At 60.8% G+C, this 24,214-nt stretch carries 25 protein-coding genes, 1 tRNA gene and 1 other RNA gene; 15 read left to right on the top strand and 12 right to left on the bottom strand.

The window, feature by feature from the left end; translation table 11 throughout:
* Positions 1-28: 28 nt before the first annotated feature.
* From AC1Q6C_RS12015 to AC1Q6C_RS12005, 3 genes are read right to left on the bottom strand one after another with little or no spacing between them, the layout of a single operon-like run.
* Positions 29-1,081, bottom strand: a complete 1,053-nt coding sequence (locus tag AC1Q6C_RS12015) for a beta-keto acid cleavage family enzyme (protein ID WP_003943988.1) — start codon at positions 1,079-1,081, stop codon at positions 29-31.
* A 52-nt stretch (positions 1,082-1,133) separates the two neighbouring features.
* Positions 1,134-2,033: a TauD/TfdA dioxygenase family protein gene (locus tag AC1Q6C_RS12010; RefSeq protein WP_007731564.1), complete on the bottom strand. Its 900-nt coding sequence runs from the start codon at positions 2,031-2,033 to the stop codon at positions 1,134-1,136.
* Between the two features lie 30 nt (positions 2,034-2,063).
* Complete coding sequence (locus AC1Q6C_RS12005) at positions 2,064-3,038, bottom strand: quinone oxidoreductase family protein (protein ID WP_007731568.1); 975 nt, start codon at positions 3,036-3,038, stop codon at positions 2,064-2,066.
* A 200-nt stretch (positions 3,039-3,238) separates the two neighbouring features.
* On the opposite strand from AC1Q6C_RS12005, the gene AC1Q6C_RS12000 reads away from it, so the two are divergent.
* Positions 3,239-4,243: an AraC family transcriptional regulator gene (locus AC1Q6C_RS12000; protein ID WP_007731570.1), complete on the top strand. Its 1,005-nt coding sequence runs from the start codon at positions 3,239-3,241 to the stop codon at positions 4,241-4,243.
* Here AC1Q6C_RS12000 and AC1Q6C_RS11995 read toward each other — a convergent pair.
* A complete protein-coding gene (locus AC1Q6C_RS11995; RefSeq protein ID WP_007731571.1) occupies positions 4,236-5,282 on the bottom strand; it encodes a YeiH family protein in 1,047 nt (348 codons plus the stop codon). The genes AC1Q6C_RS12000 and AC1Q6C_RS11995 overlap by 8 nt on opposite strands.
* A 101-nt stretch (positions 5,283-5,383) precedes the next feature.
* Between AC1Q6C_RS11995 and AC1Q6C_RS11990 the strand changes: the two genes are divergently transcribed.
* Positions 5,384-6,292, top strand: a complete 909-nt coding sequence (locus AC1Q6C_RS11990; protein ID WP_007731572.1) for a LysR family transcriptional regulator — start codon at positions 5,384-5,386, stop codon at positions 6,290-6,292.
* Positions 6,293-6,299: 7 nt separating this feature from the next.
* Here the strand turns inward: AC1Q6C_RS11990 and AC1Q6C_RS11985 are convergent, their stop codons facing one another.
* The 4 genes from AC1Q6C_RS11985 to ffs all read right to left on the bottom strand — a co-directional run bounded on the left by AC1Q6C_RS11985 (position 6,300) and on the right by ffs (position 9,787).
* On the bottom strand, positions 6,300-6,881 hold the full coding sequence (locus AC1Q6C_RS11985; RefSeq protein ID WP_003943868.1) for an HhH-GPD-type base excision DNA repair protein: 582 nt from the start codon (positions 6,879-6,881) through the stop codon (positions 6,300-6,302).
* 18 nt (positions 6,882-6,899) lie between these two features.
* Positions 6,900-8,255 (bottom strand): glycosyltransferase 87 family protein, encoded by a 1,356-nt coding sequence (locus tag AC1Q6C_RS11980; protein ID WP_007731573.1) that lies wholly within the window; start codon positions 8,253-8,255, stop codon positions 6,900-6,902.
* A gap of 98 nt (positions 8,256-8,353) precedes the next feature.
* Positions 8,354-9,646, bottom strand: a complete 1,293-nt coding sequence (locus AC1Q6C_RS11975; protein WP_007731574.1) for an aspartate aminotransferase type Ic — start codon at positions 9,644-9,646, stop codon at positions 8,354-8,356.
* A 41-nt stretch (positions 9,647-9,687) separates the two neighbouring features.
* Positions 9,688-9,787: signal recognition particle sRNA small type (gene ffs / locus AC1Q6C_RS11970), an RNA gene on the bottom strand.
* A 136-nt stretch (positions 9,788-9,923) separates the two neighbouring features.
* On the opposite strand from ffs, the gene AC1Q6C_RS11965 reads away from it, so the two are divergent.
* The 4 genes from AC1Q6C_RS11965 to AC1Q6C_RS11950 all read left to right on the top strand — a co-directional run bounded on the left by AC1Q6C_RS11965 (position 9,924) and on the right by AC1Q6C_RS11950 (position 12,809).
* Positions 9,924-10,011, top strand: a tRNA-Ser gene (locus tag AC1Q6C_RS11965).
* A 607-nt stretch (positions 10,012-10,618) separates the two neighbouring features.
* Entirely contained in the window at positions 10,619-11,635 is a 1,017-nt protein-coding gene (locus AC1Q6C_RS11960) for a Fic family protein (protein ID WP_492666629.1), read from the top strand.
* Positions 11,636-11,715: 80 nt separating this feature from the next.
* Entirely contained in the window at positions 11,716-11,934 is a 219-nt protein-coding gene (locus tag AC1Q6C_RS11955) for a hypothetical protein (RefSeq protein ID WP_230359431.1), read from the top strand.
* 56 nt (positions 11,935-11,990) lie between these two features.
* The gene (locus AC1Q6C_RS11950) at positions 11,991-12,809 is read left to right on the top strand and encodes a pentapeptide repeat-containing protein (protein WP_007731578.1); all 819 of its coding nucleotides are present in this window, start codon (positions 11,991-11,993) and stop codon (positions 12,807-12,809) included.
* 9 nt (positions 12,810-12,818) lie between these two features.
* On the opposite strand, the gene AC1Q6C_RS11945 is transcribed toward AC1Q6C_RS11950, so the two are convergent.
* Entirely contained in the window at positions 12,819-13,127 is a 309-nt protein-coding gene (locus AC1Q6C_RS11945; RefSeq protein ID WP_007731580.1) for a DUF6191 domain-containing protein, read from the bottom strand.
* Positions 13,128-13,261: 134 nt separating this feature from the next.
* Here AC1Q6C_RS11945 and AC1Q6C_RS11940 point away from each other — a divergent pair, with 134 nt between their 5' ends.
* Entirely contained in the window at positions 13,262-13,933 is a 672-nt protein-coding gene (locus tag AC1Q6C_RS11940; RefSeq protein WP_007731581.1) for a response regulator transcription factor, read from the top strand.
* 39 nt (positions 13,934-13,972) lie between these two features.
* Complete coding sequence (locus AC1Q6C_RS11935; protein ID WP_003943809.1) at positions 13,973-14,752, top strand: helix-turn-helix domain-containing protein; 780 nt, start codon at positions 13,973-13,975, stop codon at positions 14,750-14,752.
* A gap of 22 nt (positions 14,753-14,774) precedes the next feature.
* Here AC1Q6C_RS11935 and AC1Q6C_RS11930 read toward each other — a convergent pair whose 3' ends face one another.
* Together AC1Q6C_RS11930 and argE are read right to left on the bottom strand one after the other, a co-directional pair.
* The gene (locus tag AC1Q6C_RS11930) at positions 14,775-16,064 is read right to left on the bottom strand and encodes an MFS transporter (RefSeq protein WP_003943831.1); all 1,290 of its coding nucleotides are present in this window, start codon (positions 16,062-16,064) and stop codon (positions 14,775-14,777) included.
* 26 nt (positions 16,065-16,090) lie between these two features.
* Entirely contained in the window at positions 16,091-17,278 is a 1,188-nt protein-coding gene (gene argE / locus AC1Q6C_RS11925; RefSeq protein WP_007731582.1) for an acetylornithine deacetylase, read from the bottom strand.
* A gap of 111 nt (positions 17,279-17,389) precedes the next feature.
* Between argE and AC1Q6C_RS11920 the strand changes: the two genes are divergently transcribed.
* From AC1Q6C_RS11920 to AC1Q6C_RS11900, 5 genes are all read left to right on the top strand, one after another.
* Complete coding sequence (locus AC1Q6C_RS11920; protein WP_064073653.1) at positions 17,390-18,457, top strand: Lrp/AsnC family transcriptional regulator; 1,068 nt, start codon at positions 17,390-17,392, stop codon at positions 18,455-18,457.
* Between the two features lie 51 nt (positions 18,458-18,508).
* On the top strand, positions 18,509-19,069 hold the full coding sequence (locus AC1Q6C_RS11915) for a TIGR03086 family metal-binding protein (protein WP_007731584.1): 561 nt from the start codon (positions 18,509-18,511) through the stop codon (positions 19,067-19,069).
* 51 nt (positions 19,070-19,120) lie between these two features.
* Positions 19,121-19,729 carry a TetR/AcrR family transcriptional regulator gene (locus AC1Q6C_RS11910; RefSeq protein ID WP_007731585.1) on the top strand — a complete coding sequence of 203 codons (609 nt, stop codon included), beginning with the start codon at positions 19,121-19,123 and terminating at the stop codon, positions 19,727-19,729.
* 1 nt (position 19,730) lies between these two features.
* Positions 19,731-20,627, top strand: coding sequence for a tRNA glutamyl-Q(34) synthetase GluQRS (gluQRS, locus tag AC1Q6C_RS11905; RefSeq protein WP_007731586.1), 897 nt, complete (start codon positions 19,731-19,733; stop codon positions 20,625-20,627).
* 255 nt (positions 20,628-20,882) lie between these two features.
* Positions 20,883-21,623, top strand: coding sequence for an EAL domain-containing protein (locus tag AC1Q6C_RS11900; RefSeq protein WP_007731587.1), 741 nt, complete (start codon positions 20,883-20,885; stop codon positions 21,621-21,623).
* A 28-nt stretch (positions 21,624-21,651) separates the two neighbouring features.
* Here the strand turns inward: AC1Q6C_RS11900 and AC1Q6C_RS11895 are convergent, their stop codons facing one another.
* Complete coding sequence (locus AC1Q6C_RS11895) at positions 21,652-22,305, bottom strand: DUF4190 domain-containing protein (RefSeq protein WP_007731588.1); 654 nt, start codon at positions 22,303-22,305, stop codon at positions 21,652-21,654.
* Positions 22,306-22,435: 130 nt separating this feature from the next.
* Between AC1Q6C_RS11895 and AC1Q6C_RS11890 the strand changes: the two genes are divergently transcribed.
* Complete coding sequence (locus AC1Q6C_RS11890) at positions 22,436-23,146, top strand: RDD family protein (RefSeq protein WP_007731590.1); 711 nt, start codon at positions 22,436-22,438, stop codon at positions 23,144-23,146.
* Positions 23,147-23,154: 8 nt separating this feature from the next.
* Positions 23,155-24,120, top strand: a complete 966-nt coding sequence (locus AC1Q6C_RS11885; RefSeq protein ID WP_207624207.1) for a DUF2189 domain-containing protein — start codon at positions 23,155-23,157, stop codon at positions 24,118-24,120.
* Positions 24,121-24,214: the final 94 nt, after the last annotated feature.

Below are 24,214 nucleotides of genomic sequence, written 5' to 3'. Positions count from 1 at the left end.
CGGAACTGTTGTACGAGAGGGTGCGAACTCAGGCGTGCTGCGTGAATCCCAGCTGGCCGATCCGGCGGTTGGGCGCGTAACCCAGCTTCGCCAACGTCTCGTCGGTGTCGGCATACGTCTCACCGATCCGGTAGATGTCCCGAGCTTCCTTCGCGGTAGCCACCTCGCGGCCCAATTCGCCTGCAATGCGCACCAACTGCTCGATCTGCTGCACCGACGTCATCTTCTCGCCCTTGCGGCCCCAGATGGTGTCCTCGTTGCCGCAGCGAGCGTGCAAGCCCATCGCGATGGCCATCGTGTTCACCGGCAGGACGCTACGCATCAGCGTTTCCAGCGTCAGGCACGCACCGTCGGGAACACGCTGGACGAAGTTCATCATGTTGTACGGGTTGGGTCCGTCGAAGCCGCCGCCGATTGCGACCCACGTGAGGTTGACCGGACCCGTGTAGATGCCGCGTCGGATCAACCGCTCCACCGTTTCGAGCTGCGGAATACTGGACAACTGGAAATGCGGCTGGATTCCGGCGGCCTGCAACCGGCGCAGGTGCTCTGCCACCCACTCCGGACCGGCGGGCACAGTCATTTCCCGATACGTATCGGCCAATTCCGGACGCTGCATCGACGTACCCGCGATGTCGTCGTCGGTCATCAGTTCCATGATGTTCATCTGGCTGGTATTGATCGCGATCGTCACCTGATCGGGAGCCGGCTCCAATTCCGCCAGCATGTGACGCACGTCGTCGGACAACCACTTCGCATCGGCACCTTCCCCCTCCGGGGCAAACGAAATCGACCCGCCGACCTGCAGAATCATCTCGGGAACGGCCTCACGCAAGCGACCGAGAAGCTCGTTGAACTTCGACAGACGCTTCGAGCCCTTGCCGTCGAGTTCACGCACGTGGATGTGGAGAACTGTGGCACCGGCGTTGAAACAGTCGACGGCTTGCTGGACGTGCTCGTCCATCGACAGAGGGAGGTCTTCTGCAAAATCGTCCGGCTCCCACTCCGGTCCGTAGGGAGCAACGGTGATGACAAGCTTGTCCTGGGTTTCGGGGAAAAGTGAATCGTCGTGGAAATGCATAGCGTGACTCCGATCGAGTGAATGAATTTATCTTCGGGGCTGGGAAGAGAGATCAGAACGGTGCGTCGCCGATGATTCCGGCGCGCTCCATCTTTCGAACCGCGGGCCAGTAGTCCTGCACCGCGTAATGCTGTGTCGAACGGTTGTCCCAGATCGCGACGCTGTTTTCGGTCCAACGCCACCGAACCTGGTACTCGGGAATCTGAGCCTGGCTCGCCAGGTAAGTGAGCAGATTCCCGGCGCCGGGGGCGTAATCGATTCCATAGCGGACGTTCTCGGGCGTGTGATAGTTCACGAGGTGTGTGGCGAACGAATTGACGAAGAGAATCTTCTCGCCGGTCTCCGGATGTGTTCGTACCACGGGATGTTCGGCGTCGGGAAAGCGTTCCTTCAGCTGGTGCCGCTGTTCGATCGGCATCCGAGCGCCGAAGGTCGACTCGATACTGTGCCTGGCACGCAGATCCTTGATCTGCTCCTTGACCCGCGCCGGCAGATTCTCGTAGGCGAGTGCCATGTTCACCCAAATCGTGTCGCCGCCGACAGGAGGTGTTTCCACACAACGCAATACACATCCCATGGGCGGGTTAACGCGCCAGGTGGCGTCGCAGTGATATGCATTCTCGAAATGCTCCGGCGGGCTGTCCAGATCCTTGTAGATGCGGACCAGGCCCGGGTGGTCGGGGTCGCTGCCCAGAGCCGGATGATCCTCGAGTTCACCGAATCGCTGGGCAAGTTCTACGTGCTCGGCTTTGGAGAAGGTCTGGTCGCGAAAGAACAGAACCTTGTGTTCGAGCAACAATGCCTTGATTTCGGCGAAGAGTGCATCATCTCGCGCGACCTCGCCGAGATCCACCCCGGACAACTCTGCCCCGATCGAACAGGTCAATTTCTCGACGCGGATCGTATTCCTCGACGAGGGAAGGTTTTCTGTGAGCGTTGCGGTGTTGGTCATGACAATTCCTCTGGGAAGTGCTGTTTCGGTTCAGACGGAGAAGACGGAGGAACCGATACTGCGACCGGACTCCATGTCGTGGTGCGCACGCACCGCATCTTCGAGGGGGTACCGCTGGTTGATCTCGATCTTGATTCGCCCGGACTCGACGTGTGAGAACAGTTCGCCCGCCAGTTCGGCACGTTCTTCGGGATCCGCGATGTAATCGGCGAGAGCCGGACGTGTGAGGAAGAGTGATCCCTTGACTGCCAACTGCATTGCCTGAATCGGCGGAGTCGGTCCGGACGCCGTTCCGAAGCACACCAGCAGCCCCCGCCTGGCAAGGCAATCGAGAGAGATGTCGAACGTGGAATGCCCGATACTGTCGTAGACAACCGGCACGCCGACGCCCCCGGTGATCTCCTTGACACGCGCGACGACGTCCTCGCGGGTGTAGATGACGACTTCATCGCAACCGTGAGCTCGGGCAACGCTCGCCTTCTCGTCGCTCGACACCGTTCCGATCACATTGATTCCCAACAGTTTTGCCCACTGGGTGAAGATCAGTCCAACCCCGCCCGCCGCAGCATGTAGCAACACGGTGTCTCCCGCTTTCAATGGGTAGATGCGACGTAGAAGGTAGGCGGCAGTCAGTCCTCGCATGGTCATGGCGGCCGCGGTGTCGAAGGCGATGCCGTCGGGTAGCGCGATCAGGTCGGACGACGCCATGATCCGCTCGGTGGCGTACGCACCCAGCGGACTGCCGGTGTAGGTCACACGGTCCCCCACTGCAAAATCGACTACTCCCTCGCCGATCTCTTCGACCACACCCGCGCCCTCGACGCCCATCCCGGCAGGCAATTGCGCAGGATAGAGGCCACTTCGAAAGTAGGTGTCGGCGAAGTTCAACCCCACCGCTTCATGACGAACCCGAACCTCTCCGGCGCCCGGTCGTCCTACCTCGATCTCTTCCCAACGCATGACGGACGGTGTGCCGATCTCGTGGAACCGAATGGCGTTTGCCATCAATGCTCTCCAATTCTGTGGGCGGGCTCGACTCGATTACGGTCGAGCTGTATTCGTACGCAACAACTTCCAGAAGTCGGTGCTCGGCTTCGTGGTCGTGCCGAACTGATGTGAACAAAACTATGTGAGATCCGGCTCACATGCTTAACTTGACGAGACACACAACACAACATTTCGGGACATCGAGTAAAGGGGGACCTATGAAGCCACTCGCCCGCTACGCGTCACTGAACCGATACGTCGACCTGTGCCGAACAGTGGACGTGGACGCTGTGGCCCTCATGAGAAGTGTCGGCCTGAGCCCGGCAAGCCTGGCGAACCCCGACCAATGGGTACCGGCCGCCTCCATCGCATCGCTCCTGGAGCGATCGGCAGCGGAGTCCGGACACGAAGACTTCGGGCTTCTACTCGCCGGCCTGCGTCGACTGTCCAATCTCGGCCCCCTCAGCTTGGTCATCAGGGAAGAGCCAGACGTCAGGAGCGCACTCGACGTATTGATGCGATACGAGCACACGTACAACGAGTCATTACGCATTCGATTGAACGAGGTCAACGGACTCGCCACCCTGCGAATCTCGCTCGAGGTCGGCGAACCGGTCGACACCAGACAGAGCGTCGAACTCGCAGTCGGCGCGACACTGCAGATCCTGCGGAGTTTCCTGGGTTCTCGATGGCAACCGGTCAGCGTGGGATTCACGCACAATGCCCCGAAAGACACGAGCACGCATCGGCGAATCCTCGGCGAGACGGTGGAATTCGATCACGAGTTCACCGGTATCGTTTTCTTCGCCGCCGACCTGGATGCGGCTAACCAACTTTCCGACGAGTTACTCCGGCCGTACGCTCGCCAGTTCCTCGACTCGCTTCCCGCCTCGGAAACCTCCGATACCCTCAGCCGCACCAAGGAATTGATCGAAGTTCTGCTTCCGACCGGCCGCTGCTCTGTCGAGCAGGTGGCACGCAGTCTCGGATTCGACCGGCGGACACTGCACCGTCATCTCGCCGAATCCGGAGATACGTTCACGGCCGTTCTCAATTCGGTTCGAAGCTCCCTCGCGGAACGATTTGTCTCCAACCCTCGCTATTCGTTGACCGAAGTGGCTGTGCACCTCGGGTTTTCGACGCAGGGTAGTTTCTCGCGCTGGTTTCGCACTCAGTTCTCGATGAGCCCGAGCGCGTGGCGGACTCAGCGCTCGATCAGCTGACCAGCACGACTCCGACGTAGGCGATCGTTGCCACCCACACAGTGGAAATCGCGGCCAGCACGAATGGCCGGGCGCCAACTCCACGAATGACGCTCAACCGCACCCCCAGCCCGAGTGCGAACATCGCGGCCGCCAACAGCGCCGTCTGCACCGTCTTCGCCAGCCCCAGAAGCTCATCCGGCAAGATGCCCGTGGAGCGCAAGCCCGTACAGCCGATGAACGCCACGACGAAAAACGGAACCAACGGAGGACGCTTGGTGGCGGTGCTGTCGACCATCCTGCGTTGCCGGATACTCAGAAACGCCATGACCGGCGCCAACATCAACACGCGCGCAAGTTTCACCACGGTCGCGACACCCAACGCGGTGGCGCCGAGAGCGCTGCCGGCAGCCACCACTTGCGCCACTTCGTGGATCGACCCACCGGCCCACATGCCTGCACCGACCTCGTTCATACCGAAAGCGTTGGCCAACAGTGGGATTGTCGGAATCATCAGAGTTCCGAAGATCACCACCAACGCAACAGCGGTGAGCAACTCTTCCTCTCGCGCATTCACCACACCGTCCGCAGCAGCCACGGCGGCAGCGCCACAGATCGAGAAGCCGCAGGCAATCAGAATTCTCTGCGACCAACTCAATCCGAGAAGTTTTCCGGCATACATGGTCCCGGCGATACCGAGGAACACAATCGCCACCACAACGGCGATCACTCCCCAGCCCAAACCGACGATGTCGGAGAACATCAATTGCAGCCCGAGCAGAGCGATACCCACCCGAAGTAGCCGTTTCGCCGAGAATGCCAGGCCAGGTTGGAATTTCGCCGGCAAAGAGACGGTATTCGCCAACACCGCACCCGCCACGATCGCAATCAGCAACGGACTCACGGCGGAGGTGAACTGACCGGCTATCAGCGCGACCGTGGCCCCCAAGGCGCACAACGCAACTCCGGGCACCAATGCAGCCACACTGGACCACCGTCGTACTTCTGACGAAGGGGCGACTGCGGGTTTCTCGGCCACGGACTTCACATCACGGTTCACTCATCCAGCGTCCTTGAGCCACCATCGCTCCGGTAGGGCGATTTCTACCATCACGGCATATCAAATCGATATGAACGTGAAGTTCGGTATAGCCTGTTTGCATGACCAGACGGTGGCCCGACCTCACCACTCTCGAGCTACTCATCGGCATCGATGATCACGGAAGTCTCAGTGCGGCAAGCCGTTCAGCAAACATTGCGCAGCCGAATGCCAGCCGCGCCGTCAAAGCCCTCGAGCGGCAGCTCGGGATGCCACTCATACACCGAAGGTCGACGGGGGCGGCTTTGACTCCGCAGGGGACCGTCATCGTCCACTGGGCGCGCCGCGTCCTCGCCAACTCGAGGCAGCTTCTCGACGTCGCCGAAGGGATGCGGACCGAACGATCCGCGGAATTGACCGTGTGTGCCAGCATGACCGTCGCCGAACATCTGATTCCGGCCTGGCTCGGTATCTTTCGGTCACTACATCCTGGTGTCACCGTCCACCTTCAGGTCTACAACTCGACCCGCGTCCTCGAGGCTGTCGAGGTGGGAATGTGCGACCTCGGATTCGTCGAGTCACCGACCGTTCCGAAGAGCCTGTCCAGCGTCACCGTCGCGCGTGACTCGCTGGTCGTGGTCGTTCATCCGGATCATCCATGGGCGCGTCGACGAAAGCCGCTGACCGTCGCCGAACTGGCAGCGACGCCGCTGCTGGTGCGCGAGCCCGGATCGGGAACCAGAACGACTCTCGACCTGGCGTTACACGAATACGAGCGCGGTGCACCGTTGTTGGAACTGGGTAGTTCGGCCGCGATTCGAACCAGCGTGCTCGGTGGCGTCGGCCCGGCTGTACTGAGCACGCTGGCCGTCGAGGACCAGGTGAAGCAGGGAGAACTTCGGGTGGTAGCCGTCGAAGGCTTGGAACTCGACCGATCCCTGCGCGCAGTGTGGCGCCCGCCGCGTCAGCTCGAGGGTCCCGCAGGCGACCTGATGAAAGTAGTGCGTGCCAGCGGGTCCCGGAAATCCTGAAAGCGACTTACTTCTTGTCGGCCTTCGCTGCTGCCTTTGCGGCCTTCTTGAACTCGCGGACCTCGAGCAAAGACTGTTCGTCGACCACGTCTGCAATCGAGCGCCTCGAACCTTCGAGCCCGTAGTCGCCGGCCGCTTGGCGCCAACCTTTCGGCTCGACGCCGATCTGTTTTCCGAGCAACGCCAGGAAGATCCGGGCTTTCTGATCCCCGTAACCGGGTAGGGCTTTGAGCCGCTTCAGTACTTCCTTGCCGTCGGGATTTCCCGAAGTCCAGATCGCCGCGGTGTCGCCGTCGTAGTTCTCGACGATGAACTGGCACATGAGCTGGATACGCTCGCCCATCGACTTGGGGAATCGGTGCACAGCCGGAGGCTCGGCGCAGACGGCGATGAACTCGTCGGTGTCCATGTCGGCGATACGCCTGACGTCGATACCGCTGAGCCGATCCGCCAGCTTCTTCGGACCGAGGAAGGCCGTTTCCATCGGAACCTGTTGATCGAGAAGCATTCCGATCAACAACGCCAACGGGTCCTCGGCCAGGAGGGCATCAGCTTCGGGGTCACCGACAAGGTTCAGTTGAAGTGCCATGAGTCCGATACTGCCACGTCAGGCGGCAGTTGTGACCGGCGCCGACGCATCCGGGGCCGGAATCTTCCACTTCTTCCAGCCGAACAGAACCAACGTCGAGACCGCGGCAAGCGTGAAGACCCAGAGGTAGACGCCGACGGTCGGAATCCGCAGATACTCGGGCGGCACGAACATGAACAGGCCCATTCCGATGAAGCGATCCGTACCCGGAATGACCGACGGGTCCCACCAGGTGTGAGACCAGTTCAAGACCGGGAGCAGGAAAACGAACGGCGCCACCCACGCCCAGCGCTTCTTCGACACCATCGCGTAGTGCGCGGCGAGGACGACCAGCGGGACGAACCACACCCAGTGATGGCCCCACGAGAACGGCGAGACAGTGGTCGCAGTCAACCCCGTCATGGTGAGGCCGAGCAATTTCTGGCCGTGCCGGTGAGCAATCCACGCGGCACCGAGTCCGAGGCATACCGCCAGCGCACTGAAGACTAGGACCAGGACCCGCGACGGCGTCGGAGTGTGAGTGAGCTGAGCGATCAGACCGGACACGGACTGGTTGCTCGGAGCATCCGTCGGTCCGACGCGTTCGCTGTCGACAAGAGTGCCGGTCCAGTACTTGTACGCATCGTTATAGATCACGACGAAGCCGATCGCAACGGTCGCAACGAACGTCACGACGGCCGTCACCAACGCACGCCATTGACGAGTGATGAAGAGGTACGCCCAGAAGAAGGCCGGAGTGAGCTTCACGCCGGCGGCGATGCCTGCCCCGATTCCTCGGAGCCGACTCTTCTCGTCCCGACCGAGGTCCCACACGATCAAGAGCAGCAGGAAGATGTTGATCTGCCCGAGCCAGAGCGTCGTACGTATCGGTTCCATGAACAGAAAGATCGTCGTCGCCAACGCACTCACGGCGTACGCCTTCACGTCGAGCCGATAACCGAGATACTTCCAGCACAACACGATCACTGCGAACAACGCAGCGATGTTCAAACCCGTCCACACGACAATCGCCTGTTTGAACGAGAGCACCGCCCACACCGTGAACAGCAAAGCCGCAAACGGGGTGTACGTGAACATCATCCCGTCCAGGACTGGCCCGTCGTACAACGGAAGGCCCTGAACCACAACGCTGCCGCCGTGGCGGTAGACGTCGAGATCGAGGAAATTTTCGAAGATGCCCCAGTACCGCGTATTCATCGGCACGGCGAAAAGAACCATCAGCACGGACGCGACTGCCAGAACACCGAGTACAGAGAATCCGAGAACACCGACACGGAGGGTGCGTCGCGGTATGTCAGCTTCGATGACCGACTCTGATTTCGCGGTGTGCGCCTCGAAAGAAGGCCCATCCGAAGCGTTGATCGCGCCCGTCACTACAACCTCCGGGATTTACACCCTATGTCGGGAATTGATGCTCCGAACGGTACAAGACGAGACCGAAAAGTACCGACCGGGCACGCCGCTTCGAGAACTCAGATCTCGGAGAGACGCGATTCGGTAGCTGCGAGCAGGACACACGTAGCCACGCCGTCCATGGCAACTTCGAGTTCAGCCTTGGACGGGAAGCTCGGGGCCAACCGGATGTTCCGGTCGTCCGGATCCGTGCTGTACGGGAAAGCCGATCCGGCAGCGGTGAGCGCGATACCCGCGTTCTTCGCCAGTTCGATGACCCGCTTGGCCGTGCCGTCGACCACGTCGAGGCTGATGAAGTATCCGCCCTTCGGCTCGGTCCAAGACGCGACCTTCGATGCACCGAGACGATCCTCGAGGATCCGCAGTACGAGCTCGAACTTGGGCGCGAGGAACGCGCGATGCTTCTCCATGTGCGCACGAACGCCGTCGGCATTGCCGAAGAAACGCAGGTGGCGAAGCTGATTGACCTTGTCCGGTCCGATGCTCTTCTTGCCCAGGAACTTCTGGTACCAGGCAAGGTTTTCCGCAGAGCTACCGAAGAAGCTCACACCGGCGCCGGCGAAAGTGATCTTGGACGTCGACGCGAACACGAGCGGACGGTTGGGGTGTCCGGCCTCCGCTGCCATCGAGAGAATGTCGTAGGAAGGCGCAGTCTCGCCGACAAGCGGATGTACGGCGTACGCGTTGTCCCAGTACAGGCGGAAGTCGGGCGCGGCCGTCGGCATCGACGCGAGCGTACGGACAATTTCTTCGGAGTACACGGCACCGGTGGGGTTCGCGTAAACCGGAACCGCCCACATGCCCTTGATCTGCGGATCTGACGCAACAAGTTCGGCGATCTTGACGACATCCGGGCCGTCGTGGTTCATCGGCACCGCGATCATCTCGATGCCGAGGGACTCGGTGATCGCGAAGTGGCGGTCGTAGCCCGGTGCGGGGCAGAGAAACTTGATCTTCTCTTCCTGTGCCCACGGCCGGACCGAATCCGGAGTGCCGTGCAGCAGTGAGAACACGACGTTGTCGTGCATGATCTCGAGGCTCGCGTTGTTTCCGGCGAGAAGGTTCGCAACGGGGATACCCAGCAGCTCACCGAAGATGGCGCGCAGTTCCGGCAGACCGGTGAGTCCGCCGTAGTTACGGCAGTCGGTGCCGCTTCCGTCACGGAAATCACCGTCGCCGGGCAGCGTCAGCAGCTCTGCGGAAAGGTCGAGTTGTTCCGGGGAAGGCTTACCGCGGGTCAGATCGAGTGCGAGCTTCTGCGCCTGGAGCTGCGCGTACTTCGCGCTCTGGCTCTCATGCTCGGAGGTGAGTTCTTCATGGCTCATCAACCCGATCTGGGTTTGGATAGGCATCCGGAGCGGCCTTTCACCGACGAGGCGGGGTCGGGTATGTGAAAAAATAGAGGACCCCGCGCACCCGGCAGAGCCCGTTGACCCTTGCTGCCTTCCGGCCCTGGGGGAGTTCACAGGATGCGCGCCGCGCGGGATCCAATGAACAGTGTAGACGGCTTTCGCCGGCCGCTGCACACCACCTACCGGGGCCGAGATGCAAACCTCGAGTTCCACCGGTTCTTCGCAGGTCAGGTACCCGTTTAACGCTTCGCGCCCGCAATTGGGTATGCTGCTCCACGGAGGATTCGCCTAGTGGCCTATGGCGCTCGCCTGGAACGCGGGTTGGGTTAACGCCCTCAGGGGTTCAAATCCCCTATCCTCCGCCAAAGGAACCCCTGTGAACTGCTGAGAAGCGGTTCACAGGGGTTCTTTTCTGTCCTCATGCAACGAGTAATGCAACAGGGTCTCGGTTCAGCTCGATGTTCTGCGAGCTCAGACGGTCTGCCGACTCGTGGTGGTTTCGATCCCGCAGCGCGCCGAATCGGAATGCTGCTGCGTGACTTCGAGTGGCCCGCCGATGGCCTGAACCCGATTCGGGAAGCTATGGCCACATCTGCTCCTGCAGCCCGCGTTGGTCATGAAATGACACCCGCGCCGCAAGTCTTATTTATCCAAATCCCATTCTGGATAAGATAGGCATGGAAAGCAAGGCGGCAATATAGCGTGGATACAGGGAGAGACCAGATGGCGTACAGGACGTTGAAATCGATCTTTCACCAACGAGATCGTGCTGGTGCCGATGCTGAGGAGCGAGCGCGACGCGATTCTCCCGCCGCCGTCCACTGGGACCTACTGATCGGCGAACACTCGACGTTCGCACTGATGACACCCGAAGTCGCAGCGCTGATCGAACGGATCATGAGCTTCGAGCCGAAGATCCGGGCTGAGTGGAACGGGCTGCCGGCCCTCGCGCGCACCCACTACCTGCATCGCATGGTGATCGACGAGATCCAGGCAACGAACGAGATCGAACAGGTCCGCTCAACCCGGAAGGAGATCAGCGAGGCAATCGAGATGGTGTGGGCGGAGCAACCCCTCGCGAACAAGCGGTTCGCCGAGATGGTGCGGCTCTATCTCAATATCGGCAACGACCAGGCCGAGAGTCCACAGACGCTCGACGACATCCGAGACGTCTACGACGCGGTAACTCGGGGCGAGATTCGCGACGAGGACGCCCCCGATGGGAAGCGGTTCCGGCAAGGGCCAGTATCGATCACGTCAGGAATCAAGGTCGTGCACACCGGTGTGGTACCCGAGTCAGCGATCGACGACGCGCTGACCCTCATGCTGAGCCAGGGGGGCGACGACTCGATTCCACGACTGATCAGGGCAGTGGTCGCGCACTTCATCTTCGAGTACACGCACCCGTTCTACGACGGCAACGGCCGAACCGGACGCTACCTTCTCGCGCTGGACCTTCGACAGGTGTTGGCTCCGTATGCGAGCCTGGCATTGTCGGCGACCGTCGCCGACAACAAGGATCGTTACTACAAAGCATTCTCTGACGCGGAGAATCCATTGAACCGCGGAGATCTGACGCCCTACCTGATCGATATGCTGGAGATCATCGCCGAGGCGCAACATCGACTGCTGCTCGACCTCTCCGAGAGGCGGCATAAGATCGACACACTCGAGGCGCGTATCCGCGTTCTGGTGGAGGATGAGGAATTTCCGCTGAACTTGGGACTCGATCGCGAGTCGACGCCGCCGGTTGATAGCAACCACATCGGCGCAGTCCTGTTCACCCTGGGTCAGGCCCACTGCTTCGAGGCGAACCGCGCCATCAAGTTGAACACCCTGGTCGAGGTGGTGGGTCGATCCAGCCAGTTCGCCCGCCCGCGACTTCAGCGCCTGGACGATGCCGGGATCATTGAGACGGTTACGAAGAGACCGCTGCGCTTCCGGCTCACGGCACGGGGGGTATCGCTCCTCGATCTGGATGGGGCGTGATTTTCGCCAGGTCGCAGATGGGCTAGGTGGCGATTGGGCGCACGATCGACGTTTCCATTCCCACTCGCGAATGGAGTGCAGTGGCCGCAACATTTGTGGTCTTCGTCGGCGCACTGGTTCTGCCGCCGGGTACCGCACGGCGATTGGTTGCAGCGAGCTGGGCCGTCCACCCGATTTTCGACCTACTTCACGAGCGTGGTCCAGAATCACGTCTGCCGGATTGGTACCCCGCAATTTGCGCGGGATACGACCTCGGAGCCGCTGGACTTCTTGCTGCCGAACCACGCAATTTCGTTTGACAGACTCACAAACCCGAGGACAGACTTTCCGTCCAACCCAACCATCGGGAGTACGCGTGATTGCCGGCCAGACCAATCTGCTCGCAGATTGCAGCAGTTGCTTCGGTCTGTGCTGCGTCGCACTCCCCTTTTCCAAGTCCTCCGACTTCGCGACCAACAAGAATGCCGGCGACCCCTGCAAGAACCTGCAGCAGGATTTCCGTTGCGGCATTCACACCGGATTGCGAAAGAAGGGCTTCACCGGTTGCACCGTCTACGACTGTTTCGGTGCGGGACAGAAGGTTTCACAGCAGACCTACGACGGCGTCAGCTGGCGTGATGCTCCGGAGACCGCGTCAGACATGTTCGAAACCTTCCCTGTCATACGCCAGTTGCACGAACTGCTCTGGTATCTCGCCGAAGCCCGCTCGCTGAAGCAAACCCACTCGATACGAAAGGAACTCGACGCTGCACTCGTAGAGACGGAAAGCCTGACCAACGGCACACCTTCGCAGATTCGAGCCGTCGACGTCTCAGCACACCGAGCGGCAGTCAACACACTGCTCTTGCAGACGAGTAACCTTGTGCGCTCACCGATCTCAACCAAGAAGGGTCGAAAACTCGACCACCGCGGCGCAGACCTCATCGGCGCCAAATTTCGTGGTTCCGATCTACGTGGGGCCAACTTTCGCGGGAGTTACCTGATCGGTGCAGACCTCCGCGACTGCGAACTCGATCGAGCCGATCTGATCGGTGCAGACTTACGCGGCACCGACATTCGCGGCACAAAACTCCGCGGCAGTATCTTTCTCACTCAGTTCCAGATCAACGGGGCGATCGGCGATTCGGCTACCACGCTGCCCGATTCACTGACCCGCCCCGGCCACTGGGCCTGAACCCGACTGTCAACTCCGTCGACGGAGAACGACCTTGTTAGCTTCCGGATCGACAGACACCCACGGCGGGTCACCGTCCGTTCCGTCCTCACGATGCATCAATGCGCTCTGACGCTGTTCGAATTCATGATGCTTGGACCCCTGAAACAGGGCAGCAACCTCTTCGAAGCCCGCGGCCGAGACCGGACGAGTCGTACGTCCCCGAGTCCACGGCAGTGCCCGGCCGCCGGTGAGCCGGTTCCAGAGAGTCTCGGCGAAAGCGAACAGGACCAGCAGCACGAGCAAGCCTGGCAGCGTCAACGCGAACAGAGTGCCCATGAAAGAAGTCTAGCGACGAACGCCCCCGGTCCCCTCGACTTCCGATCGGCCGCCCTATGTCTGGTCCCGCGGTCGATGATCTGCCAGAATGCAAGCTGTTACGACTAGTAACACCTTCGGGGGGAGGATTTCACATGAGCTTGATACTTGCAGCTACCGACCGTTCGGAGCTTGCCCAGACACTCGGTACCGAATTAATACATTTCGGGCACCAGATACAGCTCGTCCGCACCGGGCGCCGCCTACTCGATGACCTGGACACCGACAGTTTCGATATCGCCGTGATCGATCTCCTGTTGCCGGACATCGACGGCTACGAGATCGCACGGCAGATCCGCTTGCGCAGTTCGATGCCGATCATGATGCTGGTGGATACCTACGAGGACATCGACGAAGCACCACATCGCGCTGTCTCGGACTTTGTGCTGAACCCGATCGATTCTCACGCGCTCGATCTTCGGGTCACCGCAATCCTTCGTGAAACCGCACATCCCGCCCCCGGCAAACACCAACGTCACGGTGACCTGCTCCTCGATCGACGTGCGATGACGGCGACGATGGGCGGAAAGCTGCTGGTCCTCAGCCGGACAGAATGGCGGGTGCTCCTGGAGCTGTCGACCGAGCCTGGGCGCGTGTACTCACGTGATCACCTGATCCGAAACGTGTGGGGTTCCGACCACGAAAGGACGCGTGTAGTCGATGCAACCATTCTCAGCCTGCGGTCCAAACTCGAATCCGATCCCGCGAAACCGAAGTACATCAAAACCATCAGGGGATTCGGATACCGCTTCGGCCCGGTCGACTGAAGTCGCCTTCGTGTCGGTGCCGCTCGATAAGCTCTTGTCATGGGTTGGTACACACCACAATCGGTCGCCCCGGATCTCTCCGACATCCTGGTGTGTGGCTGGACGGCGTGCGCAGAAGGAGAACACCTCCTCGTGCCCGATGCTTGCATGGACGTGCTGTGGATACGCGGCGTCGGCATACGCGTCTGTGGCCCCGAAACCGCTGCATGGTCATTCACTCTTCCGCCCGGAACACGCTCCGTGGGTGTTCGATTCCGCCCTGGATCGGCATCGCCGATGTTGCGAACCTCGGCGTCCGAGCTTCGGGATTCTCGCGCCGATCTCAGCGATGTAACCGACGCACGCACGGAACGAATACTGTTGAACCGCTTGGAAAATTCCGAAGACCACGAACAGGTCTCCATCCTCGAAAGCGCTGTTCGGAGTTGGGTAAGTTCGAGTTTCCGTCACGATCCGGTGATCAACCACGTTCGCACCGCACTGTCCGAACATTCGTGGAATGTCAGCTCTCTCGCCGACGCGGCGGCACTGACTTCGCGCCAACTCCAACGTCGATGCAACGACGCCTTCGGATACGGCCCGGCAACGCTGCGCTCGATCCTGCGCCTCCAGCGCTTCATGGCGCTCGCTCGCAGTCGACCCGCGCTGGGACTCGCTGAATCCGCAGCGCACTGCGGATTCAGCGATCAGGCCCACTTGACCCGTGAATGCCGCCGAATCTCGTCGCTGACCCCGGCGGCTCTACTCCGCACCCAAGCCCCCGACTGGCACGGGTCGGATACCGTTGTCGCGCTGGCGGAGGGAGACGCGGTCGCGTAATCCCGACCGCGCTCCCCCGCCGTCACTTCTGGCTGAAAAGCGTCCTTGCCGACCACAGCCCACCGAGGGAAAGAACTGCGACCGTCATGTAGTAGTAACTGGGGGCGTCGAGCGAGCCTGTTGTACTGATCAACCAGGTCAAGACCAACGGCGCGATTCCGCCGAGCAAAGTCACTCCGAGGTTGTACGACAATGACATGCCGGTAGCCCGGATCTCTGCCGGGAACAGCGAACTCATCAGGGCGGGCAAGGGACCGAAGGCAAACGCCATGATGACACCCAGGACCGAAACAACCAGGACGAGGGTCAGAGTCGACGGGTGATCGACCATCAATTTGAAGAGCGGCCAGGCCAAGACGATTGCCGCAACGGCGGCCCAGGTCATAACTCTCGCCGGTCCGACCCGGTCTGCAAGATGCCCGATCAACGGCACGGTGATCAAGGTGACCAGTCCGGCGACGATGCCGCCGAGATAGCCGGCCGAGGCGGAAACTCCGAGGTTCTTCACGGCAAACGTCGGCATGTACAAGATGAGGTAGATCGAGATAGTCGCGACGCCCACTACTGCGGCACCGGTCAGCACCCGGCCGAGATGCCTGGTCAGCGTCGTCTTCAGCGGAGCCTTTTCCGGAACGCTCGTCTTGAAATCGTCCGTTTCGTCAAGCTTGGCACGGATGTAGAGTCCGACCGGCCCGACGATGATGCCGAAGAAGAACGGAACGCGCCAGCCCCACGAGTAGAGCGCTTCATGCGAAAGGTGAGTGTTGAGCACGTATCCGAACAGCGATGCCAGGAAAACCGAGGCACCCTGGCTGGCAACTTGCCAGGAAGAGTAGAACGCCTTCTTGTGTGGCGCAGTCTCCACGAGGAAGGTTGTAGCAGTACCGAATTCACCGCCGGCGGAGAATCCTTGAATGAGACGTGAGACAAGGATGACGACGCCGGCCCACGGTCCGATCATCGAGGTCGTCGGCGCCACGGCCATGATGAGCGTGCCGATCATCATCAGCATCATCGTCAACGTCAAGGCGTTCTTGCGCCCGCGACGATCGGCGTAGCTACCGAGAACCATCCCGCCAAGCGGCCGGATGACGTACGAGATCGCGAACGTCGCGAACGTCAGTATCAAACCGAGCGTGTTGTCGCCGCCGGGAAAGAAATTATGGGCGATCACCACTGCGAATGATGCGTAGACGATGACGTCGAACCATTCGAGCGCAGCGCCGAGCGAACTGCTGATCACCGCCTTGCGAGCAGCGGCCAGGCGTTCCGGGGTGACTGTTCCGGAGGTTGGCGTAGTTGCCGTGGACATGGTTTTCCTTAGGGGGTCAGGGTGGGTCAGGCGCGGGCGTGAGCGATGACGTTCCGAACGAACTGCTCGCACTGTGCCAATTGGTCAAGTGTCACGTACTCGTCAGGTGCATGCGCCTGAGTGATGCTTCCCGGCCCACACACGACAGTGGGGATACCGATAGTCGCGAACATCCCGGCCTCGGTGGCGTACGCGACCTTTTCGTCCGAGGCCCGACCACCCCATTGTTCGACCAGTGCGGCCGCCGAAGCATTCGCATCCGTCTCCAGGGGAGGGACCGAGGCCGACACGTGCATCGTCACGGAGGCTGACGGGTTTTCTTCCCGCATCAGGTTCTCGATCCGATTCGTCTCGGCGGCAAAGCGTTCGAGCAAATCTGCGGCGCCAGCTGAGCTGATGCTCCTGAACTCGAAAGTGATGGAGCAATCCTCGGGGACAGTGTTCACTGCGATCCCGCCGGATACGAGATTGACCGAACACGTCGTCCAGGCCACGTCGAATGCGTCGTCGTACGGGCCGGACGCACGGAGTTCGTCGGCCGCGCTTCTGACGAATCGAATCAACTCGGCGCCGTATTCGATCGCGTTGACTCCTTGCGGAGTGAGCGACGAGTGCGCCGAAACACCATGCAGATCAACACGTATGACGTTCATCGACTTGTGTGCGCGAATGACCCGCATCTCCGACGGCTCTCCGACGACGCACACATCAGGGCGCAGGTTCCGGGAAACAACCTCCTCGACCAACCCGGCCGCACCGATGCAGCCGACTTCCTCGTCGTAGGAGAATGCAAAGTGAATCGGCTTCGCCAGCGGCCGAGCAACGATGTCGGGGATCGCAGCGACGACGATCCCGATGAACGACTTCATGTCGCACGTGCCACGTCCGTACAGGCTTCCGTCGCGAACGTCGGGCGTGAAAGGCTCGCTACTCCAGTCTTGATCGTCGACCGGCACTACGTCTGTATGGCCGGAGAACATCACGCCGCCGGCAGTACTTCCGTCAGGAGGAGTGAACGTTGCCAACAAGTTGAGCTTCGTTCCCTCGTCATCGGCAACAAGTACCGGCTCGACCCCATGGCGACGTAGTTCCGCCGCAATGAGATCGATCAACGGTCGATTGCTCACGGCACTCGTCGTATCGATTCCGATGAGGCGTTGCACCCACTCGAGGCTTCTCTCGGTCGGAACAGCGGGCAACGTGGTCGATGACATCTGGTTTCTCCTTTCACAGCGTGAACGCGGTGGGCACTCGCCACCGCGTTCTGCCCTTCGAGCATGAATGAAGTGATCCCAGACACAATGAAGATGCACGATACTTGCACCATGATCGAAGAAACGCAGGATTCCGCCGTACTGGACGACGTCGACCTCGCCCTGATCAATTGCCTGCAACTCGACCCGCGAGCGTCGTGGCGCACGGTTGGCGACGCGCTCAAAGTGGATCCGGTTACCGTGGCTCGCCGCTGGCAGCGGTTACAGGATTCCGGCACCGCTTGGGTCTCTGCCAGGGCAACCGGCCATGGCCGTCCGGAATCGTGTCTGGCTTTTGTCGAAGTCGACTGCACGACTTCGAACGCGTTGACGATTGCAGAACGACTTGCCCGCTGGCCGCACGTACTGAGCGTCGAACACACAAGCGGCCCAGGCGACTTGACACTTCTCGTCGAGGTCAGAGACATGGCTTTCCTGTCGCGCTTCCTGCTTCGGTCGCTCGCGTCGGTACCCGGGATCGTCAGTTCGCGTGCACACCTCGTCACCGAGGTCTTCGCGATCGGAGACGACTGGAAATTGCAGGTACTCGATGCCGCGCAGCGAGCGACGATGACAGACCGGCCTGTGCGATACAAATACGCGCCGACGGATCAGCGCCATCACGGGAAGACGTTCGACGCTGTCGACCGACAATTGATATTGAAGCTGGGCGAGGACGGTCGATCCTCGATTGCCGAGCTCACGGTCGGTACCGGCCTCAGCGAAAGTACGGTCAGGCGGCGACTTGCCGAATTGACGTCGCGCAACCAGATCGTGTTCCGCTGCGACGTGTCTCTGCCACTGTCCGGCTGGCCCCTCGTGACCTGGGTGTGGGGATATGTCGATCCCACGGACCGGTCGACGATTCGTGCCCTGGTGGAGCGAGTGCCGGGAACGCGGGTGTGCATGCGGATATCCGGTGGACGCGCCAACACACTGCTCGCGATCGCCGCACACTCCCTTCGCGAAACTCCCATTACCGAAGTACAACTCGCACAAGAGGCACCGGGCCTGGTGGTGCTGAACAGGTCAGTGGTGCTGCGATCGATGAAGAGGGTGGGCCGACTTCTCGACGACGAGGGCAAGAGTGCCGGGGTTGTACCGATGGACATCTGGGCGGAAGCCCCGGAGATCGAGTGAATGTCCGAAATAATCAATCACGATGCGCTGTGGCGGTGAAGGATTGTTGTCATGACTTCAACAGAGATCTCCCCCGCCCAGCGTTATCGGGATCTGGCCGCCGGATTCACGGCCCGGATCGACGCCGTACCCGCCGACCGCTGGGACGACGATTCCCCCTGCGAGGGCTGGACCGCCCGCGACGTGGTGAGACACGTGCTCGACAGCGAACGAGACATGGTCAAGGTAGTCGGCCTGGAATTGGCACCCGGTCCGTCGGTCGACGACGACCCGTCGGCAGCCTGGGCGGCCGTCCGCGATTCGATGCAGGAAATTCTGGACGATCCGGCAAAGTCCACCCTGGAATACGACGGACACTTCGGCAGGACCAACCTCGGGGCCACGGTCGAAGGGTTCTTGTGTTTCGATCTGGTCATCCACGGTTGGGACCTCGCGGCCGCAACCGGCACCGATACGACGATGCGAGACGCGGACGTGGAGTGGGTGTCGGAGATCGCCGCGGGCCTGGGCGAGTCGATCCGCATGAGCGGTGTGTGCGGCCCGGAAATACAGGTTCCGGACAACGCTGACAAAGCGACGAAACTCCTTGCCTTCCTCGGCCGGAAGGCGTGAAAAAGCACCCCTGACGTGGGCATTACTTCCATACGCATGTAATGTCGCGGTATGCCGGAACGCCGAAAATCCTCCACGAGTCCAGACCTGCTTGCGGCGGCATTGTTCGATGTCGCCGCGGAATCCGGACTGGAAAATGCCAGCGTTCGCGAGGTCGCAAAACGGGCGGGTGTCTCGATCGGCGCAGTGCAACATCATTTCTCGACCAAGGACGAGATGTTCGCATTCGCACTGCGAACACTCGTCGATCGATTGTTGACGCGACTGGCCGAATCGTCCGCCGACGCGGACCCGCATACCGCCCTGTTCCAGGCGCTCTCGCAACTCCTGCCCCTCGACGAGCAACGCACGCGTGAGGCGCATGTGCTCGCCGCGTTTGCCGTGCGCGCCGCAACCAGTGAGTCACTCTCCGAAATCCGCCGGACAACCCTGTTCACAATCCGCACCGGCATCTCGACAGTTCTGATCGGCATCGGAACTCCGGAAGCGGAAACCAGAGCGGCACTTCTGCTTTCAACCGTCAATGGATTGGCACTCGACGCACTCGGATGCCCCGCCATGTATCCGCCGCAGTACCTCGATCACGCTTTGGAAACCCAGATCCGCCTCACCCTGCACGACGCCGAGAACCCGCTCGCCTCCGTCGGGCTCGCCAGCTGACGTGGAAGGAGCAGGGCGTTTCGCGCCGAGTCCGTCCGGCGATCTCCATCTGGGAAACCTCCGGACTGCCCTCCTGGCCTGGCTTTTCGCCCGCACCAGCGGGCGCGACTTCCTCATTCGGGTAGAGGATCTCGACCGTGTCCGCCCCGGCGCGATGGAACGACAACTCGACGATCTGCGCAGGCTCGGCCTCACGTGGGACGGCCCAGCCGTATTGCAGTCACACCGTCTTCCCTTGTACCACAAGGCTATCGACCAATTGCGCGAGCGTGACCTGGCCTATCCCTGCTTCTGCACACGCAAGGAGATCCTGCAGGCACCGTCAGCGCCCCATGCTCCAGACGGCGCCTACCCCGGCACGTGTCGGAACCTTTCGGAGGCCGAACGCGCCGAGAAATCGGCAAGTGGCCGATCTCCCGCGCTGAGGCTACGGGCCGGCATCGACTCGTTCACCGTCCATGACGAACTGTTCGGCGAGGTGACGGGACCAGTCGACGACGTCGTCCTGCTCCGCGGAGACGGGGTGCCCGCTTACAACCTTGCCGTTGTCGTCGACGACGGTGCACAGAACATCGACCAGGTGGTTCGCGGCGACGACCTCCTGACCTCGGCTCCACGTCAGGCATACCTTGCCCAGCTGCTCGACATCGAACCACCGTCGTACGCCCACGTTCCTCTTGCCTTGAACAGTGAAGGCAAGCGACTCGCGAAGCGCGACGGCGCAGTGACTCTGGCAGATCAACTCGAGGCCGGACGCAGTACCGAGCAGGTTCTGACGATGATCGCGTCGAGCATCGGTCTCGCCGAACCCGGCGAGGTTGTCACACCACCCCAATTGGCGGATCGATTCGACTCTCGCAAGATCCCCCGGACCCCGTGGGTTTTCCCGGCGAAGTAAGTGACGTATCAATCGGTGCCTCGTCGGAACAAAACTACGATTGTCCGATATGACAAAGCCGTCCGCAATAGCTATTCGTTGGCAATTCTCGAATAGTGAAGTACGGTCGAGACTGGCGAAGGAAATTCAGGGCGAGTTGTTCCTGCAAAACCACGCCCGGGATCTGAACCTGGAATCCGACCACAGTACCCACTTGCAGCATCCACGCTGACACGCACGTGCGGCACGGGCGACTCAGGACGAAAAGGAATACGCATGGTCCGCGAGCTTCGCGAGGCACTCGACGACCATCAATTCGAGGTGTTGTATCAACCCCAGGTCAATCTGAACTCGTCAGCAATTATCAGCTATGAAGCTCTTTTGCGTTGGCGCCATCCGCTGCGAGGGTTGATCGAACCTCAAGATTTCATGCGCTCCGCCGAATCCTCTGGGCTCATCATTCCCATCGGGCTACAAGCTCTGGAAATTATTTGTGCCCAAACAGCGTCGTGGCCTGAGCACATGATGGTCGCGGTCAACTTTTCGCCTCGCCAACTCGCTACCCCGCACGCCGCTCACGAGATCCTCGGAGCCCTCGACAGTTCACAAACGCCACTGAGCAGAATAATCGTGGAAGTCACCGAGCTCGGCGTCGTAGGCCGGCATGCCGCCGAGACTCTTCACGTCTTGCACAACGAGGGAATTCGAATCGCGCTGGATGATTTCGGGGCGGGCTTCGCGTCTTTCTCCGCATTGTCGGAATTGCCGCTCGATATTCTCAAGATCGACCAATCCTTGACCTGGGCCGTCAGCGCAGCGGGTCGTGCTGGAGACCGTGCCTTCATGGTCATGGAGTCCATCGCCGACATCGCTCGGAAGCTAGGGCTTGATTCGATCGCAGAGGGCGTCGAAACCGCGGAACACGCAGCCAACGTCTTGCGGGCCGGCTGCGACATGGGCCAGGGCTATTACTTCGGCAAGCCACTTCCTGCGTCGTCCGTCGTCACTCCCGTGTGAGCGCTCGCCACTTCAGCACGACGACACTTCAGTACGACGACGATGCACTCGCTATGAGTGCGACCACGAGAATCACGGCAAAAATTGCCAAGAAGGCCGCGCCGACCGCAATTCCGGCTATCGCAAGCCCGCGCCCCTGTTGACCTGTCTGCTTGATCTGATTGAGCGCGACAATTCCCAGAATGATTCCGACGATTCCGCCGAGACTGTAGAAGCAACCACCCGCAAGCGATACAACCAGCGATGCAATTGCGAGACCATTGGTGCCGACCGGCTGCATCGGCGGTGCGTACCCACCCGCGAATTGATTCGGTTGACCGTACGCATTCGGCGGCTGAGCGTACTGAGCCTGTCCGTATTGAGCTTGTCCGTATTGTCCGGGTTGCTGATATTGATTCTGCTGATATTGATTCTGCGGTCCGAAATTTTGCGGCGGCAGGTACGGGTTCGGTTCACCGATTCCGCCCGGCTGGGGGTTATTACCGGGCGGGTTGTACGACGGCGGTGGATAACCCGGGTACTGCTCGTTGGGAGTGGTATATCCGGGAACTTCAGGTGAAGACTGCGTTTCGGACGGGGACACGCCGTACCCCTCAGGAGGCAGGCTCGGAAATTCTCCGTACCCAGGTTTTGCCTGGTAATCGCTCGAAGAATCGTCGTTGTTGCCCCCGGAACTCGTCATACAACGCAGCCTAAACCACAGGTGACCTCCGAATCCAAGTGAGCAGATGTCATCCACATCGCTCTTTGATCCCAGTAGGGTCATATCCACTGTCACACTCGAGCGCGATATTTACGACTGAGGGGAACACATGACAACCGGTGGGTACGACCCCAACCAGAATCCAGAAGGCGGGAAGCAATTCCCACCCCAGGATCCATATGGCCAGCAGGGAACACCTCCTCCCGGAAGTTACCCCCCTCCCGCCGGCCCCCCGCAAGGCGGAAGCTACCCGCCCCCGCAGGGCGGAAACTTCCCGCCCCCTCAGGGTGGCAACTACCCGCCTCCCGGTGGATACCCGCCGCCGCCCCAGGGAGGAAACTTCCCGCCGCCTCCGCAGTTCAACGACCAAGGTGCGTACGGCGGAGGAAACCGGCTGCCTTCGGGTGCCGAAGCCGGTGGACTGGGTATTCGATTCGGCGCTCGCCTTATCGACTACATCATCCTCGGCCTAGTGGTCGGGCTCCTGATCATCTTCGTCGACTCGGGATACTGGATAACAGGCCTGCTGACTGCCCTTCTGACATTCGCATATTTCGTTGGGTTCGAGGTCACACAAGGTTGGACCCCAGGCAAGAAGCTCCTTGGGCTGTCGGTGAAGGCCCCGGGAGGCGCGGGCCTTCCCACTCCGCAGCAGTCCGCAATTCGCAACGCATTCAACCTCTTGTCGATCATTCCGATCATCGGAGGACTTCTCTCGCTCGTTGCGTACATCGTCATCGCGGTCACCATCAACAACAGCCCCACCAAGCAGGGCAAGCATGACGAGCTCGCTGGTGGAACTCAGGTAGTCAAGGGTTAGGTGCGCATATGACAACCGGTGGGCACGACCCCAACCAGAATCCCGAGGACGGAAAGCAATTCCCGCCCCAGGATCCCTACGGCCAGCAGGGAACGCCTCCTCCTGGGAGCTATCCCCCGCCGGCGGGGCCTCCGCAGGGCGGAAGCTACCCGCCGCCTGGTGGATACCCCCCACCTCCTCAAGGTGGCAATTACCCGCCGCCAGGTGGATATCCGCCGCCTCCGCAGGGTGGAAGCTATCCCCCTCCCGGAGGCAACTACCCACCGCCCGGTGGATACCCGCCACCTCCCGGAGGCGGTAACTTCCCACCGCCGCCCGCCAACGACTACGGCGCAGGATTCGGTGGACCGCAGCTTTCTGTGGGTGCGGCAATTACCTACGGCTGGAACAAGTTCAAAGACAACGCATTGGTTTGGATCGGAATCTCGATCATCGCGTTCTTGATCGCCGGACTGATCCAGGGCGCTTTCAACGGCTTCGACTACACCAACACAGAGTTCAGCGCGCTGTCCATTGTGGGTGGATTGGTCACCGCTATCGTCGGCTACATCATCCAAGCCGCATTCCTCCGCGGAGCATTGAGCGAATTGGACGGAATCAAGCCGGCTTTCGGCACCTTCTTCCAATTCACGAACATCGGTGCAGTTGTACTCGGCGGTTTCCTCGTAGCCGTAGCCACTTACGTCGGTTTGGCCCTCTGCATCATTCCCGGCATCATCGCGGCGTTCCTGCTCTACTACACGCTGACCTTCATCGTGGACAAGAACCAGGATGCGATTTCGGGAATCAAATCGAGTTACGCATTGACCTCGTCGAACGTCGGAACGTTGGTCCTGCTGGCGCTCGCTCTGATCGGTATCAACATCATCGGCGCGCTGCTGTGTGGAATCGGTCTTCTGGTGACGGCGCCCGTCGCACTGATCGCCAGCACCTACGCATACCGCGTGCTGACCGGCGGTCATGTAGCTGCCTGATCAGTTCGTTTGCATCACCGAAGGCCCTGCGGTTCCACGTGAAACCGCAGGGCCTTCGGTGTGTTCTGCGCAACTGGACGGTCGCCAACTCGCA

This window comes from Rhodococcus sp. MT28 (assembly GCF_058792695.1).
This window is presented reverse-complemented; position numbering and strand designations above follow the sequence as displayed.